Origin of the sequence: Barnesiella intestinihominis YIT 11860, from assembly GCF_000296465.1 — a bacterium.
In the GTDB taxonomy this organism is placed as follows: Bacteria; Bacteroidota; Bacteroidia; order Bacteroidales; family Barnesiellaceae; genus Barnesiella; species Barnesiella intestinihominis.
In genome coordinates, this window is record NZ_JH815204.1 from 447,433 (window position 1) to 464,354 (window position 16,922).

The following is a 16,922-nucleotide window of genomic DNA, read 5'->3' on the forward strand; positions in this document are numbered from 1 at the left end:
AATGGATTACAAGAAAACAAATGCACCGACAAACACCGTAACACGCGATATGGTGGCGTTGTCTTCCGACACGGGAAACATTTATGAAACGGTTTGTATTATTGCCAAGAGAGCCAATCAAATTGCAGTTGAGATGAAGACCGATCTTGAAAAGAAACTTCAAGAATTCGCTTCTTGCAACGACAATTTGGAGGAGGTTTTTGAAAATCGGGAACAAATTGAGATCTCTCGTTATTATGAGAAATTGCCGAAACCGGTTCTCATTGCTACGCAAGAATATATAGAGGGTAAAGTATATTATAAAAATCCCGAGAAAGAAAAATCGGCTATTGAATAATAGTCTGTAAAGTATACCTGCAAGCCGCACTATTCTGTATGATGATGGTGCGGCTTGCAGATTTCTTTGTCTGTCGGTAAAATCGTTTTATTAGTTTGTTACCGAGAAAAGTAAAAAGCTCAATTAGTTCATTAAAACTATGATTAATAGAATATTAATCCGTTCCAAAGTCGTTCAAATAGCCTATTCGTATTTCCTGACGAAAGACAAGACTGTTATGGAAGCTGAGAAAGAATTGTTTTTCAGTTTCGAAAAATCTTACGAGTTATATCATTTATTATTGACTTTGATGGTCGAATTGACCGATACGCAAGCTGCAAGGGTGGAAGCTGCTCGTATGAAATTCTTGGCGACTCCCGAGGAGAAGAATCCCAATATGCGCTTCGTTAATAACCGGTTTATCGAGCAGTTGAGGAATTGCGACGATTATAAAGATTACCACGAGAAGAAACCTGTGACTTGGACCAATGAACCGAAGTTCCTGAGAGACTTTTCGGAGCGTATCGTAAAGAGTGAATTGTATAAAGAGTATATGGATTCTTCGGACGATTCTTATGAAAACGATTGTGAGTTCTGGAAAAAAGCCCTTAGGGCTTTGATCTGTACCGACGAGGAGTTGACGGAATTGTTAGAGCAAAAGTCTTTATATTGGAATGACGATTTGGAGATTATAACGACATTCGTTTTAAAAACGATCAAACAATTTAGTGAAGAAAACGGAGGCCCGCAATCGTTATTACCGATGTTTAAAGATGACGACGATGCTGAATTTGCCAAAGAGTTGTTCAGGAATACATTGATTCATGGGGGAGAATATCGCAATTATATAGAAAATTTCATCAAAAATTGGGAGATCGAGCGTGTCGCTTTCATGGATATTGTGATTATGATGGTGGCTTTGAGCGAGTTTCATAGATTCCCTTCGATACCGACAAGAGTGACTTTGAACGAATATATCGAGTTGGCAAAGGCTTATAGTACATCGAAGAGCGGGCAGTTCGTAAACGGAGTATTGAATGCGATAGCCGATAACCTTAAAAAAGAAGGTGTTCTAACAAAAGAATAATGAAATTTGTTATATATTTGTGCACGGGTTTTAGGATCCAAGTATAAATTTTTTATTAAAAGCTAAATTATGACAGTGTTATCAATTTTTTTACAAGCTGCAACGGGGAGTGGAATGTCGAGCATTCTGATGATGGTTGCATTGATCGCTATTTTTTATTTTTTCATGATTCGTCCTCAGACGAAGCGTCAGAAAGAAATTCGCAAGTTCCGTGAGTCTCTCACCACTGGTGACAAAATTGTTACGGCAGGAGGTCTATTCGGAAAAATAAAAGAGGTTAAATCCGATTCTTTTATTATCGAAATAGCCGAGAATACTCGTGTTCGTATTGCCAAAGATTCTGTTTATCCTTCTGTTGCCGAAGCTAAGGATAGCGGAGCCGATCAAGCTAAGTAATCTATTTTTTCAAAGGACCCCTTTGCAGGAGAATAAGAAGATAAGGTTTTTATCAAGGAACATCGGTTCTGTCGATAAAAAACCTTATCTTTGTTGTATGTAGTCGTTGCATGATATATGGAAGAGAATATTTCAGACCGCATAGTAGCAAAGTTTAAGTCGATTATCCAGAGGATTGGTACTGCATTCCGTCAGGAACGCACGCGGGAATTGTTTACATTTTTGGGGTTTGTTCTCCTTTCGTTGATATTCTGGTTTATGCAAGGGCTGAATGAGGAGGTTGAAAATTCTTTCAAAATACCGATAGAACTACAAAACCTTCCCGAGAAAACGACTCTTATTAATGATCTCCCATCTCATATCGAGGTGAGAGTACGAGATAAAGGTCCTGTTATGTTGGGGTATGCGATAGAAGGATTGTCCTCGTTACGGATTAATTTTCAGGAGTATGATAAGGGGAGAAATTCTTTTTTGTTGCTGTCGTCTCAGCTTGAAACTATATTGCGAAAGTCCCTCCGTTCGTCAACGAGTATTGTTTCGATTATTCCCGATACGTTGAAAGTGATGTACACACACAATGCCGGTAAACGGGTGAAGCTGGTTGTGAAAGGTGTCGCATCGACTACACCTCAGTGTGTACTGAGTGGTGATATGACCGCCGATGTCGATTCGGTGATGGTTTATGGAGAGTCTTCCTTATTAAAACGAGTTAAAGAGGTTTATACGACCGATTTTGAAGCAAAAAAGTTGAACGATACCCTTCGCACGGTTGTCAAGATAGCGAAGATTCCGAATCTTCGAATTGTTCCTGAACAGGTAACCGTCACCATACCTGTGGAAGAAATGACCTCTAAAATTCTCGATATCCCTGTAATCCCGCAAAATGTACCTTCGAATTGGTCTCTTATCACATTTCCTTCGTCGGTGCAACTTTCTTGCATGATGCCGTTTAGTAAGTTTGCGGCGGTCGATGAAGATAGTTTTTTATTGGGAGTCGATTTTCTGGATTTGTCGCGGCGGCGTCTCTCTGATAAATTAGGGGTGAAGATATTGAATGCACCGGAATATGTCCGAAATATAGTGTTGTCGCAAGACAGTGTCGATTATATTTTGGAGCAGAAAAGACCTGCATTTGTAGTTCCTGTCGATTCTGCCAATCGAGTAACACCCGATTCGATATGAGACGTATAGGTATTACCGGTGGCATAGGTAGTGGCAAGTCGGTTGTCTCTCGGTTGCTGCGTATAATGGGATATTCTGTATATGATACAGACTCGGAAGCGAAGAGGCTGATGGAATCTTCGTTGGAAGTCGTGCAGAAACTATCGGAGTGCTTTGGGAGAGATATATATCATAACGGTCGATTGAACCGGGGTTTGTTGTCCTCTCGGGTATTTGGAAAGTCGGATAAGATAGTATTGCTTAATTCCATAGTACATCCGGTGGTACGCTTCGATTTCTATCGATGGTCCGAATCTCTAAACGAGGAGATATGCTTTGTGGAATCGGCTATTTTGTATGAATCCCGGTTTGACGAACTGGTAGATGAAGTCTGGACGGTGACAGCACCGGAAGAGTTAAGAATAAGTCGGGTTCGCCAGCGTAGCGGTTTGACCGAGGAAGAGATAAAAAAGCGTATGGCTGCTCAATTGTCCGAGGAAGAAAAACAGAGAAGAGCTGCTCATATTATTTGGAATGACGGTAATGTATCTGTTATCCATAGGGTTTTATCTTTATTGAAGTCATTGGAATGAGAATTTTTCGTTTTGAAGACGGTTAAACCGGACAAGAATATTATTTTTGTGGTTCGAATGATTTAAGTAATTAAATATAAAACGAAAATTTTATGTTAAAAACGATTTTATCTATTTCCGGTAAACCCGGTTTGTTCAAATTGATATCTCAGGCAAAAAATATGCTGATCGTGGAATCTCTGCAAACGGGGAAACGGCAACCTGCTTATGCCCATGAAAAAATCATATCGTTAGGAGATATCGCTATTTTCACCGATGAAGAAGACGTTCCTTTGAGTGAAGTATTGAATGCGATAAAAGAAAAAGAAAATGGAGCGAAAGTAACATTGGATATCAAGAAAGCCGATAATGAAACATTGCGTGCATATTTGGCGGAAGTGCTGCCTAATTTCGACCGTGAACGTGTCTATCCGACCGATATAAAAAAATTGATAAGTTGGTATAACTTGTTGGTCGAAACCGGTAACACCGATTTTGTGGAAGAAGAAAAACCTCAAAAAGATGCCGATGTCGAGAACACGGCAGCAACGGACGATTCTGTAAATGAGAAAGAGGAAAAGTCCAAGACCAAAAAGGCAACAAAGAAAAAAGCAGAATAAGAAGCCATTCTAATGAACGGTAAATATAAGCCTGTGCGGTTTCCCGTACAGGCTTTTTTATGGATCGAGGGTGTGTATCCAAGCTCCTTGTGTGCGAATATCGTGGCAGGGAATACTATTTTCGAAACAATCGTTTTGTAATTTAGTGGCTCGTCTGGGGTGAACATCGGGACCGATGATAAATTGCCGAACGGAAAATAGTTTGAGTATGTCTTCTATTCTGCCGTTGAACATCTTGCCGATAATAACATAGTCTATCGTTAGTTTTTTCCCTATTGATAGTTTATCCCATTCTTGTTTACCGAGGAGGACGAGCCGTTTCCCATAAAATTGGGCGAAGGGATAGTCTATAAAGCCGGTGTTGTCTTTGGTTCCGGTGGAGCCGTGTTGGAATATTTCGTATTGTGTCTTTCCGTTTTTCATACGGTATTCTTCACCCACTACCCTTTGACCGGAGGTGAGGGTGTCGGATAAGAGAATATAACAACGATCCTTGTCGCTGAGTTGAACGACTGTTGATTTTTTACTGTCATATACGATAATTTCTGGCTGGGGCGATTTATAAGTGCACAAGTCAAAAATGAGAAAACCGATACAAAAGCCCAGAGTCAGCCAAAGAGTTTTTTTCGAACGATTCTTGACGGTTATATAAGATAATATGCCACAAATGAAATAAAGCCATAGATAGCGAGTTTCCAACCATACGCTTTCGATGTGGCTCCACGGTAGTTTGTATATATGCAGGCTTATCTGTTGTATATATTGCAGTAAAAAATCGACGGTATTTCCTAACCAATCATAGGGAATATGTAGGGCCGAGAATAACAATAGTAAAAAAGAGAGTCCGAAAACAACGGGTAAAAGAGGTAGTACGAAAATATTACCGATTAGAAATAATAGAGGAATAGTGTGAAAATAATAGACGGCAATGGGTAGGGCTCCGATTTGGGCGGCGATGGATACTGCGACGCAAGAACTAAGCCAACGAACGATAAAGTAGGGTGAATTACCTCCGATATTTAGTTTGGTGTAGAATAGCAAGATAGCGGTTACTGCCGAGAAACTCATTTGAAATCCCACATCGAAAATGAGGTTCGTATCGTACGATAGCATAAAAAATGCTGCGGCGAAAAGTGCATTGAGAGAACTGTTGCGTCGGTCGAGAAATTCGGCTGTTAAAAGAAAGGATGCCATGATACAAGCTCGTACGGCCGATGGTGACAAGCCTGTTATATAAGCATAAATCCATAAAACGAATAAAGTGAATAGAGGCCTTAGTTTTCTGCAAGATTTGAAAAGAGAGAGGAGAAAGAACAAAAAGTAAATCAAAGATGCTACGACTCCCATGTGAAGTCCGCTTACGGCTAACACATGTGAAAGTCCGGCTGCTGAAAAGTACGATCTTAGGTCTTGTGGAAATTCCTGTCGTTCGCCTAACAACAAAGCCCTCAATAAAAGAGTACTGTTTTTAGACAAATTACAGGATTGAAGTTGGTCGGAAAGATGTTTTTGTAGATCCGAAGTAGCCTTTCGAAGATTCGATTTTGGTTTTTCTCCGATATATTTCCATTGTTTCCCGGTCAAATATTGACTTCTCGATATACCTTTGTGCTTCATGAACGAGGCGAAATCGAAAGCATAAGGATTGGTGTTGGGCGGTATTGCTTTCGGTCGAAATTCAAACCCGATGATGTCACCGTATTCGAGTCGTCGGGCTTGAATACCTTTTTCAAAATAGAGTGCTATTTTTTCTTTATATTTCACGATCGACCCGTTTGTATCCGATAGGGCTGTTATCGTAACGGGACAGTAGTAAGAGTTCGTTTTTTCTACGGCTTTGTCGTTTACGTGAGCTATCGCGATAGGATAAAAACCGGAAGGCTGTTGGGATATACGGTTTTGAGTGCCATGTAGTATCGCTCCGATAGAAAAGACAATCAGGAATAATCCGACTCCGAAAATACTTCGTTTGTGGTATTGTTCTTCAATACTGTCTCGTTTTATGAATGAACTCCATAAAACTAAGCCGCATAAAGCGGGAATGAGGTTTCCCCATATCGGTAGACATAGGAACTCTTGGTACAGGATACCTGCCAATAGAGGTACTAACAACCGTATGAATGGAGTGCGGGCTGCCGATAGGGAGGAGCTATTCATAAGTCGATTGTTTGAATGGGGCTTATGTTCAAAATTTTCGGGTCATATAGCGCATGAAATCCGATTCGACACCACCGGTTTGACCGGTATTTTGAACGAAGCAGAATTCCCGCTCGCAATCGAAGTCGCTGATTTCGATAACTTTCAATTTTCCGTCAGCTATTTCCGATGATACGGCTTGTATGGAAACAATCCCCACGCTGTCGGTATTGTATAAAAACCGTTTGATACCTTCGGTGGTTCCCAATTGCATGATAATATTGAGTTGGGATAATTTCAACTGGCGTGTACCCAATGCTTTTTCAAAGACCTCTAAACTGCCCGACCCCTGTTCTCGAATAACCAACGGAATTCTTTTCAGTTCCTCTATCGTTATTTCTTCAAGTTTGGCCAATCGGCTGCGCGTACTGGTTATACAAACCAGTTCGTCTCGCATAAAAGGGGTGTAATGTAGATGTATTTGTCGGCTGCAACCCTCGATGAGTCCCAAGTCGATACGATGTTCTTCGACTGCTTTTTCTATATCGCTGGAATTACCATTGATTAACGAGAGTTTTATTTGTTTGAATTTCTGTTGAAATGTAGCCAGATAGGGCGGAAGCACATACTGAGCGATCGTTGTGCTTGCTCCCAAACGGAGCTCTCCGATGTGACGCTGGGTCAATAAGTTCATCTCGAAATCGAGCTGTTTGTATTGTTTGAGAATTTTTTCGGCGTGGCTTAACAGCAGTTCTCCGTCGGGGGTCAGCGTTATGTGAGTACCCATTCTCTCGAACAGTCGGGTGCTGTATTCTGTTTCAAGTTCTTGTATGTGCTTGCTGATTGCCGGTTGACTTACATATAGCTCTTTCGAGGCTTTGGTGAAGCTGAGGTTGTGAGCCACACTGCAAAAAACTTTTAATCTGAAATCTATCATGATAAGAGTCAATTTATTCGTTCCAAATCTTCCATGCCGCCAGTGCTTGCAAATGAAGCATTTCTATTCCGTTTTTTATTTTGCAACCCAGTCGGGCTGCTTTTTGGAGAAATAAAGTCGTTTCGGGATTGTAAATAACGTCGTAACAAAGATGTTCGGGGCTTAGTGCCGTGTAGGGTATGTTCGGAGATTGGTCTATGTGAGGAAACATGCCTAACGGAGTGGTATTGACAATGATTTTGTGATTATCGATTAGGTCGGGAGATAAGTCTTCGTAACTGAGTATATCTCCTCTTTTTTGTCGGGAAACGAATGTCGGTGTGATATGCAAGGCTTTTAGCCCGGCATGAATAGCTTTTGATGCACCACCGGTTCCGAGAATAAGCGCTTTTGTCATGTGGTCGTCCAATAACGGAGCGATAGAATTGGTGAACCCTATGATATCGCTATTGAATCCTTTGAGAAATATCTTGTCTCCTTGCCTCGTAATTTTGATGACATTGACCGCTCCGATTTCGCGAGCCAAAGGGTGCAATTCGTCGAGTAGGGGGATAACTGTGGTTTTATGAGGAATCGTCACATTCAATCCGCACAATTCATGGTTGTCCGAGATAAGCTGTCTCAAACAGGAAATATCCTGTATCTCAAAGTTTTCATAGGTGGCGTTTATATGCTCGTCTTCAAATTTTTGTTGGAAAAAAGAGCGGGAAAACGAGTGCCCCAAAGGATAGCCCACTAATCCGTATTTTCTTTTCATAAAGCCGATAAATTAACCGTTATATTTAGATGCCGATAATATTTCCCCTCCATTGTCGGTCGTCTCGATAATTTCGATCGCTTCTTTTTTCTTTTCGTTAGCATAAGCCTTGATGATTTGAAGTCCTATCCAGCGGCCCAATCGTCCCGGTGCATCTTGATGAAGTACCGATACGAAAGGGGCCGGCTCGATATACTTGTTGATAAGCATCGATTCGGTATTGAACAAGTGCTTTTTACCGATAAGTTGTTTCCATATTTCAGCTTCGTTCTCTTTGCACCATTGAGCTTGTTTGTCGGAATATCCCAATAGGACATATTCGTTTGTTCGAGGAAATATCTGAGACAAGCAATAAAGAATTTTCCCTTCGTATATCATTCGGTCTAATAGTGCGTTTCGCTGTGATTGGTAGGGATATAAAGTGCGTAGCCAAACTTCGACGACATCGATGGGAATGCGGTTGCTTTCATGTAAATTCCGTTCGTAATTATAATAGCGTTGTTCATAAAGGGGATAGTTTTCTCCCAAATAACAGTCTAAGGAAACCGATAGCAAAGTGGTATCGATTGTGACGATCGATTGGTTCAGTCCCGAAATGTGGGTAAGAATGCGGGGACGTTTCTGAGGAGCGAACAACTCGTTGTATCTTAGGAATGCGTTCTGTAATTCGGTAATCCATACGGTATCGTTGGAAAATTTTGTTTCTGTATCCGCATACAACTGGGATATAGCCTCGTTGGATAAAAACATTTTTAATCCTTTTTGGAACGATGGAGCATCTCCCAAACCGAGTATGTGTCGACAATAAACCGGAAAAAATGGTGTGTATTTATCTATAAAAAGAAATATTTGGGCCGAGTCTGTTTCTTGGACGTAAGAAGGTAGTCCTTTATCGAATCGTTCTATGGTTACGATCGGATTACTTGAATGGTTCGATATCTCCGATGCTTTTCCGTTGCAAGCGATAAAACAAAGGGTAAGTAAACTTACGACGACGGCATATTTGCTTGTTTTCTCGGGTTGTATCATAATACTCTCTTTTTATGTCTCTTCTGCAAATTTACTTTTTTCTTTTGAGAAACCCATAAAGAACATTTTTGTTTTGTTATACGGTGTATAGGACAATAAATATCTATTAATTCGAGGCTTTTTCGGTCTTTATTCGTACCTTTGCGATATATGTGAGGAACAGGACGTGCTTGGGCATAAGCGATAAAGCTTGTTTCTGTTCTTGGTTTACACTATCTTTGCATATAATGAGTAATAGTTTTTTTACTTATCGGGATTAAATGACGGATTATAATTTATGAAGCATTCATATTTCAGCCGGAGGTTATTGTCGGTTTTTATGGCTTTCGCTTTGGGACTTTCCGTCTTGCTGGCCAAAGATTTTGTCGTGGTGATCGATGCCGGTCATGGCGGGCACGATCCCGGCTCTCTCGGCAGCAAGGCGAAAGAGAAAAACATCAATTTGGGAGTTGCCTTGAAATTGGGACGTCTGATTGAAAATAATATGCAAGGTGTGAAGGTGGTCTATACCCGTAAAAAAGATGTTTATTTGACCTTGCAAGAGCGAGCTAATATAGCTAATAAGGTTCAAGGCGATTTGTTTATTTCTATTCATACCAATTCTTTGGATAAAAAGTCCCCTAATCGTAGGAAAGTCGCCGGTGCTTCTACTTGGACATTGGGGTTACACAGAAGCAAGGAGAATTTGGAAGTCGCAAAACGGGAAAATTCCGTTATATATTTGGAGAATGACTTTTCGACTCGTTATGAAGGATTCGATCCGAATTCGACCGAGTCGTATATTATTTTTGAATTCATGCAGTATAAACACATGGAGCAGAGTATAAACTTTGCTTCGGATATACAACGTGAATTTGTTTCGACTGCCGGCCGAGTGGATAGAGGTGTAAGACAGGCTGGATTTTGGGTACTCGCTAAAACGAGTATGCCTGCGGTTTTAGTGGAGCTCGATTTTATTTGCAATCCGACGCAGGAGAGATTTTTGAATTCCGAATCCGGTCAGGAGAAAATGGCAAAGTCTATATACAATGCTTTTGTCAAATATAAATCAGACTATGACCGCAAGCAAAATGCCGGCAAAAGGGTAGAGGAGTCACCGTCTTCTTCCGCCGTTGTATCGCCTGATAAAAAGACTCAAACGGGTGATTCGAATGTGGAAGTCTCTGAACAAGCCGAGAAATCCGGGGTTACTTATTATAAAGTACAGTTCATGGCTTTGCCTCGGAAATTGCCGGCTAATTCCAAAGAATTTAAAGGGCTTTCTCCTGTCGAATATTATAAAGACGGAGGAATGTATAAATACACCTATGGAAAATCTACCGACCGAGACGAAATACAGAAACAATATAAAAAAGTAAAATCTTTGTTTCGCGATGCCTTTATCATAAAGTTCCGTGATGGAAAACGGGTCTATTGAAAGGTATTGTGATGCTGAATAAAAAATAGAATATGAAAAAGTGGTTTGGAAAAGAAGTTAAGATAGCACTATCGGTTCTTGCGAGTATTTTGATTTTGTATGTGGGAATTAACTATTTGAAGGGAATCAACGTAATGAAACCTTCTAATTATTATTATGTACAATTCCCGAATGTTGCAGGTTTGGCCCAGTCTGCACCGGTATTTATCGATGGATACAAAGTGGGACTCGTGCAGGAAATCGTTTATGATTATGATGCGAATGGCGCGATTAAGGTGCTGTTGAATCTCGATAAAAAATTAAAAATCCCGGTCGATAGTAAAGTCTATCTCGAAACCGATATGCTTGGAACGGCATCGATTGTTATCGATCTGAACCCTCATGTGAGCGAATACTATGATCATGGAGCCGTTATTGAAGGGGAAGTGAAGTCTGGACTAATGCAAAACATACAAGGAGAGTTGTTACCCCAGTTTGCTTTGCTGTTACCGAAACTCGACAGTATTCTTTCGGGATTGCAGACGCTAGTCAATGATCCTGCTTTATCTGCTTCGGTAAAACGTATCGATCATATTACCGCTAATTTGGAGCGTTCGTCCGTGCAACTATCACAGATGATGAAAGACGATGTGCCGGCTATTCTCGACAATGTACAAGGAATAACGGCGCAGGTAAATCAGTTCTCGGGAACTTTGAATTCGTTACCTCTCCAATCTACTATGATTTCGGTTCAGAAAACTTCCGATAATTTGCAGCAAATAACCAATCGTTTGACTTCTCCCGACAATAGTCTGGGACTATTGTTGAACGACCGGCTGCTGTACGATAAAGCGAATGGCGTTTTGGGGAGCGTAGATTCTTTGATGATTGATTTAAGACTCAATCCGAAACGTTATGTTCATTTTTCTCTATTTTGATTTCGTGAATATTTTTATTATTTAGAATCATTATAAATAAAAAGAACTGTGTAATTTTTTTGTAATCTTCCCAGAGCTACGCTTATATGTGTTTATTTCCAAATTTCGTATAAAGGGAACGATTTTTGTCGTAGAACATGTGGAAGATTGTAAGATATTGTAAATAAGTGTGATAATAATTTTCTATGTCAGATAATTTGCTTTGTAGGGTCGGTGCTTATAAACGCCTTGTAATCAATTGTTTGTGCTAGAACTGTAAAAAGCAAATATTTTTGAATTTGTTTTTGATGAAAAATAATTTGAATTTTGTACTCACAAAAGTTTTTTGATAGAAGATTTACATAAAAATGGGTTCAGAACAGCATGTTCAGTTGTGGGACCGATGTTTAACAATTATCAAAGACAATATAAACGAAGAGGCTTTCGATAGTTTATTCAAGCCGATAGTCTCTTTGGGGTTTGATGATAATGTGTTGACTTTGCTTGTCCCTTCACATTTCGTTATTGAGCAGATTGAGGAGCATTATCTCAATTTGCTGAAAAAGGTTCTGCCTCGCATATACGGGGCAAGCGTAAAATTGTTGTATCGTGTACAAATCGTTCGTCAGCCGGAAGCTACCGTCGATTTGACCGCTACTACTAAATCGACTGCCGTAAAGAAGATGCAGCAGTCGATGCCCAATCTTTTAGACCCTTTCAAACAACGCGTTTACGATGAGCTCGATCCCCGCCTGAACCCTATCTATACTTTTGAAAGCTATTATCAAGGGGCGAGTAACATGCTGGCACGTACGGCAGCAGAATCTATTGCTGCAAACCCGGGGAGAAACACCTTTAATCCGTTGTTTTTATTCGGTGAGTCGGGGGTTGGAAAAACCCACCTGATTCAAGCGATAGGATTGCGTATTAAAGAGAATAATCCGGCTTCTCGTGTGTTATATTTATCGGCTCATGATTTTTTAGTGCAATATACCGATGCTGTTCGTAATAATCGGGTGAACGATTTTATCAGCTTTTACCAGAGTATAGATGTTCTGTTGATGGACGATATTCAGGAATTTGCCGGGAAGACCCAGACGCAGAATACATTCTTCCATATATTCAATCATTTGCATCAGAGCAATAAGCAATTAGTGCTCACTTGCGACAGACCTCCGGTTGAGTTGGTGGGTATGGTATCGCGCCTGCTGACTCGTTTCAAATGGGGGTTGACGGCCGAGGTCGAACGCCCTGACTATGAATTACGATACGATATCTTGATGAGTAAGGTTCGTCGTGATGGATTGTCTATTTCCGAAGAGGTTATTGACTATATAGCTCGTAATGTCACCGATAATGTGAGAGATTTGGAAGGAGTCATTGTATCGCTTATGGTACGTTCGAGTGTCTTGAAGAAAGAGATTTCGATAGACATGGCCGATCAAGTGTTGGCTGCCAGTGTAAAGATGACTCAAAAACAGATCACCATAGATTCGATAAAAGAGGCTGTTTGCGGATATTATGGACTGGAAACGTCGAGATTGTTGGAGCGTACTCGCAAGAGAGAAGTGGTCGTTGCTCGCCAAATGTCGATGTATTTGGCAAAGAAATATACTGCTCTTTCGTTGGCGGGAATCGGTGATGTGTTAGGGAAAAAAGACCATGCTACGGTTTTGCATGCTTGCAAGACTATATCGGAGCAGGTAGGTGTCGATAAAAAATTGCGCAGCGATTTGGAAGAGATAGAGCAGCGTATTCAAGGATAGTAATATAAATTACTCGAAGAAAAATAAAAGAGCTCCTTACTCAGGAGCTCTTTTATTTTTCTTCTTCAATCAGGTAAACGGAATCCCTGCTTGACGATGAAGTCAAGGAATGTTTTTGAAAATAGTTCATTGTCTTTTCGGGGAGAACGTACGTCTGTGAAGACTTGGGCTAAATTCTCTTTATGATTCTCTTCGATATATTTCTTGTTTTCTGCCAAATTCTCTTTTTCGAAGTAGAGCCGATGTATTGCTTCGGGGGTATAGTCTTGATATGCTTCGTGGTGAAGAATCGCTCCGATGGGAAGTCGTTCTATTTGCGCAGGTATATCTGCGGGATAACCTACCGTAAGAGTGGTAATAGGAATGACAAACTTGGGCAGATGCAATATTTCCGCTATCTGAGGAGCGTTATATGTGGTAGTTCCCAGATAACAGCAACCCAATCCTGAAATTTCGGCTACTGTACAAAACTGTTGAGCTACAAGCAATGCGTCGATAGCTGCCGTGACGAAGGATTGGAAATTGTCATATCCCGGTTCTGCATGGTTTTGCTCGCACCATTTAATAAATCGGTTGAAATCGGCACAAAAAGTTAATACGACAGGGGCGCTGGTTACAGTGGGTTGATTGAAATGAGCCGGAGCTAACTTTTCTTTGTTCTCCTGTTCTCGGGTTATGACGACACTGTAAACTTGCATATTTTGCGTCGTGGGGGCTCGAAATGCTGTTTCGAGTAACTCATTGAGTAATTGCTCGTCGATATCCTTATTGAGATATTTCCGTATGGTTCTTCTTTCTTTTAAAGACGATATCATATAAAGGTAGTTAAAGGTTAGATGTTCGATTGCAAAATTAAAAATTTATTTGATAAGTTATTTATTTCGGTTACTAATTATTAGTAACTCTTTTTATTTCTTCTCATTGTAAAAAAAGAAAATTTATAAACTGTTTTTATCGAGGTGTTTCTTTTTATATTACTCTCGTTTTTACAGTTGATTTTTAAAGTTGGAAACTTTTTAAGCTTCTTGAAAATATAATGTTTTGATAACTAGAATATTATTTGTTTGATTTGGGAAACTTTTTGAAAATTGAAAATTTAAAAATGATATTGTTTGCGTATGTAGAATGTTTTTTATAAACTTGCACCGTAAATCTTTTTCATCAAGAAACCTTTGTCTAAATTAAGTAAATTAACGAAAACTGAAAAACATTTTATCTCGTGGAACCAATTGTTTATACTTACGACGAAGCATATCAGGCCTCGTTGGAGTATTTTAAAGGTGATGAGCTGGCGGCCCGTGTGTGGGTTAACAAGTATGCTCTAAAAGATTCGTATGGGAATATTTATGAAAAGACTCCCGACGATATGCATTGGCGTATCGCTAATGAAATTGCTCGTATAGAGCAAAAATATCCTAATCCTCTTTCGGCACAGGAACTGTTCGATTTAATGAAAGGTTTCCGTTATATCGTACCGCAGGGAAGTCCTATGAGCGGTATTGGAAACAATTATCAGGTAGGGTCGTTGTCCAACTGTTTTGTAATCGGTCTCGACGGAGCACCGGATTCCTATGGAGGGATTATAAAAATCGACGAAGAGCAAGTTCAATTAATGAAACGTCGGGGAGGAGTCGGTCACGATTTGTCTCATATTCGGCCCAAAGGGTCTCCGGTAAAAAACTCGGCTTTGACTTCTACGGGTTTGGTTCCGTTTATGGAACGCTATTCCAATTCCACGCGTGAAGTTGCTCAGGACGGTCGTAGAGGAGCTTTAATGTTATCGGTTTCTATTAAGCATCCCGATTCGGAATCGTTTATTGATGCCAAAATGGTCGAAGGACGGGTGACAGGAGCTAATGTGTCGGTGAAAATTCACGATGATTTTATGGAGGCTGCCATTGCCGGAAAAGCTTATCGGCAACAATATCCCATCGATTCCGACGATCCGAAAGTAACGAAAGAGGTCGATGCGCAGGCTATTTGGAAAAAGATAGTACATAATGCTTGGAAGTCGGCCGAACCCGGAGTTCTATTTTGGGATACCATTATCAGAGAGTCTGTTCCCGACTGTTATGCCGACTTAGGTTTCAAAACAGTGTCGACCAATCCTTGTGGAGAAATACCCTTGTGTCCTTATGATAGTTGCCGTCTGTTAGCGATAAACTTGTACTCCTATGTGGTCAATCCTTTTACGAAAGAAGCTTATTTCGATTTCGATTTGTTCCGTAAACACGTAGGATTGGCTCAGCGAATGATGGACGATATCATCGATCTCGAAATGGAGAAAATCGATAAGATCATAGAGAAAATCAAATCCGATCCCGAGACCGACGAGGTAAAATGTACAGAGCTTAACTTGTGGTACAAGATTCAAAAACGCACTTTGCAAGGGCGTCGTACCGGCGTGGGCACAACTGCCGAGGGCGATATGATTGCCGCGTTAGGACTTCGTTATGGAACCGAAGAGGCTACCGATTTTTCTGAGAAAGTACATCGTTCGTTGGCACTTGCGGCTTATCGTTCGTCGGTTTCGATGGCAAAAGAGCGTGGGGCTTTCTCGATTTTCGATGCCGGTAGGGAAGTCGATAACCCGTTTATCAATCGGTTGAAAAAGGAAGACGAGGAACTATATCGGGATATGTGCAAGTACGGGCGTCGGAATATTGCCTGTCTGACTATCGCACCCACGGGAACAACGAGCTTGATGACACAAACTACATCGGGAATCGAACCGGTATTTATGCCTGTTTATCGCCGTCGCCGTAAAGTGAACCCCAATGATCCTGAGGTTCGTATCGACTATGTCGATGAGACGGGAGATGCTTTTGAAGAGTACGTGGTTTATCATCACAAATTCATCACTTGGATGCAGGTGAATGGTATCGAAGTGAAAGAGAACTATACACAGGAAGAAGTCGATGCGTTGGTGGCTCGTTCGCCTTATTATAAAGCTACGGCTAACGATATCGACTGGTTGCAGAAAGTTCGTATGCAAGGCCGCATTCAAAGGTGGGTGGACCACTCGATTAGCGTGACGATCAATTTACCTTCCGATGTCAGTGAAGAGATGGTGGGTCAGCTATATGTAGAGGCATGGCGTTCTGGCTGTAAGGGGTGTACCGTTTATCGCGATGGTTCCCGGTCGGGAGTTCTCATCTCTGCCAAGAAGGAGGAGAAGAAACCCGTTGCGGCTATCAATGAACCGGCCGAGACATTGGTCCGTCCTATCGAGTTGGAGGCAGACGTGGTTCGTTTCCAGAATAATAAAGAAAAATGGATTGCCTTTGTCGGTTTGAAAGACGGAAAACCGTACGAGATCTTTACCGGTTTGGCCGATGACGATGACGGTATTTTTTGTCCGAAGAATGTGGTCAAGGGAAAAATTGTGAAAGCTGTGAATGAAGATGGTACGAAGCGGTACGACTTCCAGTTCTCCAATAAGCGTGGTTACAAGACTACTATCGAGGGGTTGTCCGATAAATTCAATCCGGAATATTGGAATTATGCCAAGCTGATATCGGGGGTTCTCCGGTACGGAATGCCTATTCCGCAGGTATTGAAATTGGTTTCGAGCCTTGAATTGGATAGTCAGTCTATCAACAGTTGGAAAAACGGGGTCGAGCGAGCTTTGAAGAAATATCTGCCCAATGGGACTAAGGCTAACGGGCAGACTTGTCCTCATTGCGGAAATGAGACGCTCATTTATCAAGAAGGCTGTCTCATTTGTACGTCGTGCGGAACTTCCAAATGTGGATAATATTCGAGCGACAAATATAGACCAAAAGGCAAAAGCGAACTATCATAGGTTCGCTTTTGTTTTTTAGAAAAAAGG

Annotated in this window: 14 protein-coding genes and 1 pseudogene; 10 read left to right on the forward strand and 5 right to left on the reverse strand. The window is 41.0% G+C overall.

Features of this window, described 5'->3' with window-relative positions:
- The first annotated feature begins 1 nt into the window (after window position 1).
- The 6 genes and pseudogenes from HMPREF9448_RS06660 to HMPREF9448_RS06685 form a co-directional block, all read left to right on the forward strand.
- Window positions 2-337, forward strand: coding sequence for a DNA-directed RNA polymerase subunit omega (locus tag HMPREF9448_RS06660; protein WP_008861822.1), 336 nt, complete (start codon window positions 2-4; stop codon window positions 335-337).
- A 139-nt stretch (window positions 338-476) separates the two neighbouring features.
- Complete coding sequence (gene nusB, locus HMPREF9448_RS06665; protein ID WP_008861823.1) at window positions 477-1,403, forward strand: transcription antitermination factor NusB; 927 nt, start codon at window positions 477-479, stop codon at window positions 1,401-1,403.
- Window positions 1,404-1,472: 69 nt separating this feature from the next.
- Window positions 1,473-1,799, forward strand: coding sequence for a preprotein translocase subunit YajC (gene yajC / locus HMPREF9448_RS06670; RefSeq protein WP_008861824.1), 327 nt, complete (start codon window positions 1,473-1,475; stop codon window positions 1,797-1,799).
- 117 nt (window positions 1,800-1,916) lie between these two features.
- Window positions 1,917-2,981 carry a YbbR-like domain-containing protein gene (locus HMPREF9448_RS06675; RefSeq protein WP_008861825.1) on the forward strand — a complete coding sequence of 355 codons (1,065 nt, stop codon included), beginning with the start codon at window positions 1,917-1,919 and terminating at the stop codon, window positions 2,979-2,981.
- Entirely contained in the window at window positions 2,978-3,553 is a 576-nt protein-coding gene (gene coaE, locus HMPREF9448_RS06680; protein WP_008861826.1) for a dephospho-CoA kinase, read from the forward strand. The genes HMPREF9448_RS06675 and coaE overlap by 4 nt, the downstream gene beginning before the upstream one ends.
- Before the next feature lie 92 nt (window positions 3,554-3,645).
- Window positions 3,646-4,077, forward strand: a pseudogene (locus tag HMPREF9448_RS06685) (DUF5606 family protein); the annotation flags it as partial.
- Window positions 4,078-4,209: 132 nt separating this feature from the next.
- On the opposite strand, the gene HMPREF9448_RS06690 reads toward HMPREF9448_RS06685, so the two are convergent.
- Genes HMPREF9448_RS06690 through gldB form a run of 4 tightly spaced genes read right to left on the reverse strand, consistent with a single transcriptional unit; the run spans window position 4,210 to window position 9,011 of the window.
- Complete coding sequence (locus tag HMPREF9448_RS06690) at window positions 4,210-6,309, reverse strand: ComEC/Rec2 family competence protein (RefSeq protein ID WP_008861828.1); 2,100 nt, start codon at window positions 6,307-6,309, stop codon at window positions 4,210-4,212.
- 28 nt (window positions 6,310-6,337) lie between these two features.
- Window positions 6,338-7,225 (reverse strand): LysR family transcriptional regulator, encoded by an 888-nt coding sequence (locus tag HMPREF9448_RS06695; protein ID WP_008861829.1) that lies wholly within the window; start codon window positions 7,223-7,225, stop codon window positions 6,338-6,340.
- 13 nt (window positions 7,226-7,238) lie between these two features.
- Window positions 7,239-7,982 (reverse strand): shikimate dehydrogenase family protein, encoded by a 744-nt coding sequence (locus tag HMPREF9448_RS06700; protein ID WP_008861830.1) that lies wholly within the window; start codon window positions 7,980-7,982, stop codon window positions 7,239-7,241.
- A gap of 12 nt (window positions 7,983-7,994) precedes the next feature.
- On the reverse strand, window positions 7,995-9,011 hold the full coding sequence (gldB, locus tag HMPREF9448_RS06705; protein WP_008861831.1) for a gliding motility lipoprotein GldB: 1,017 nt from the start codon (window positions 9,009-9,011) through the stop codon (window positions 7,995-7,997).
- Between the two features lie 277 nt (window positions 9,012-9,288).
- Here gldB and HMPREF9448_RS06710 point away from each other — a divergent pair, with 277 nt between their 5' ends.
- The 3 genes from HMPREF9448_RS06710 (at window position 9,289) to dnaA (ending at window position 13,090) form a co-directional block, all read left to right on the forward strand.
- Window positions 9,289-10,428 carry an N-acetylmuramoyl-L-alanine amidase family protein gene (locus HMPREF9448_RS06710; RefSeq protein WP_008861832.1) on the forward strand — a complete coding sequence of 380 codons (1,140 nt, stop codon included), beginning with the start codon at window positions 9,289-9,291 and terminating at the stop codon, window positions 10,426-10,428.
- Window positions 10,429-10,460: 32 nt separating this feature from the next.
- Window positions 10,461-11,345, forward strand: coding sequence for an MlaD family protein (locus HMPREF9448_RS06715; RefSeq protein ID WP_008861833.1), 885 nt, complete (start codon window positions 10,461-10,463; stop codon window positions 11,343-11,345).
- A 347-nt stretch (window positions 11,346-11,692) separates the two neighbouring features.
- Entirely contained in the window at window positions 11,693-13,090 is a 1,398-nt protein-coding gene (gene dnaA / locus HMPREF9448_RS06720) for a chromosomal replication initiator protein DnaA (protein WP_008861834.1), read from the forward strand.
- A gap of 65 nt (window positions 13,091-13,155) precedes the next feature.
- Here the strand turns inward: dnaA and HMPREF9448_RS06725 are convergent, their stop codons facing one another.
- Window positions 13,156-13,905, reverse strand: coding sequence for a nitroreductase family protein (locus tag HMPREF9448_RS06725; protein ID WP_008861835.1), 750 nt, complete (start codon window positions 13,903-13,905; stop codon window positions 13,156-13,158).
- A gap of 404 nt (window positions 13,906-14,309) precedes the next feature.
- Here HMPREF9448_RS06725 and HMPREF9448_RS06730 point away from each other — a divergent pair, with 404 nt between their 5' ends.
- Window positions 14,310-16,847, forward strand: a complete 2,538-nt coding sequence (locus tag HMPREF9448_RS06730) for an adenosylcobalamin-dependent ribonucleoside-diphosphate reductase (RefSeq protein WP_008861836.1) — start codon at window positions 14,310-14,312, stop codon at window positions 16,845-16,847.
- Window positions 16,848-16,922: the final 75 nt, after the last annotated feature.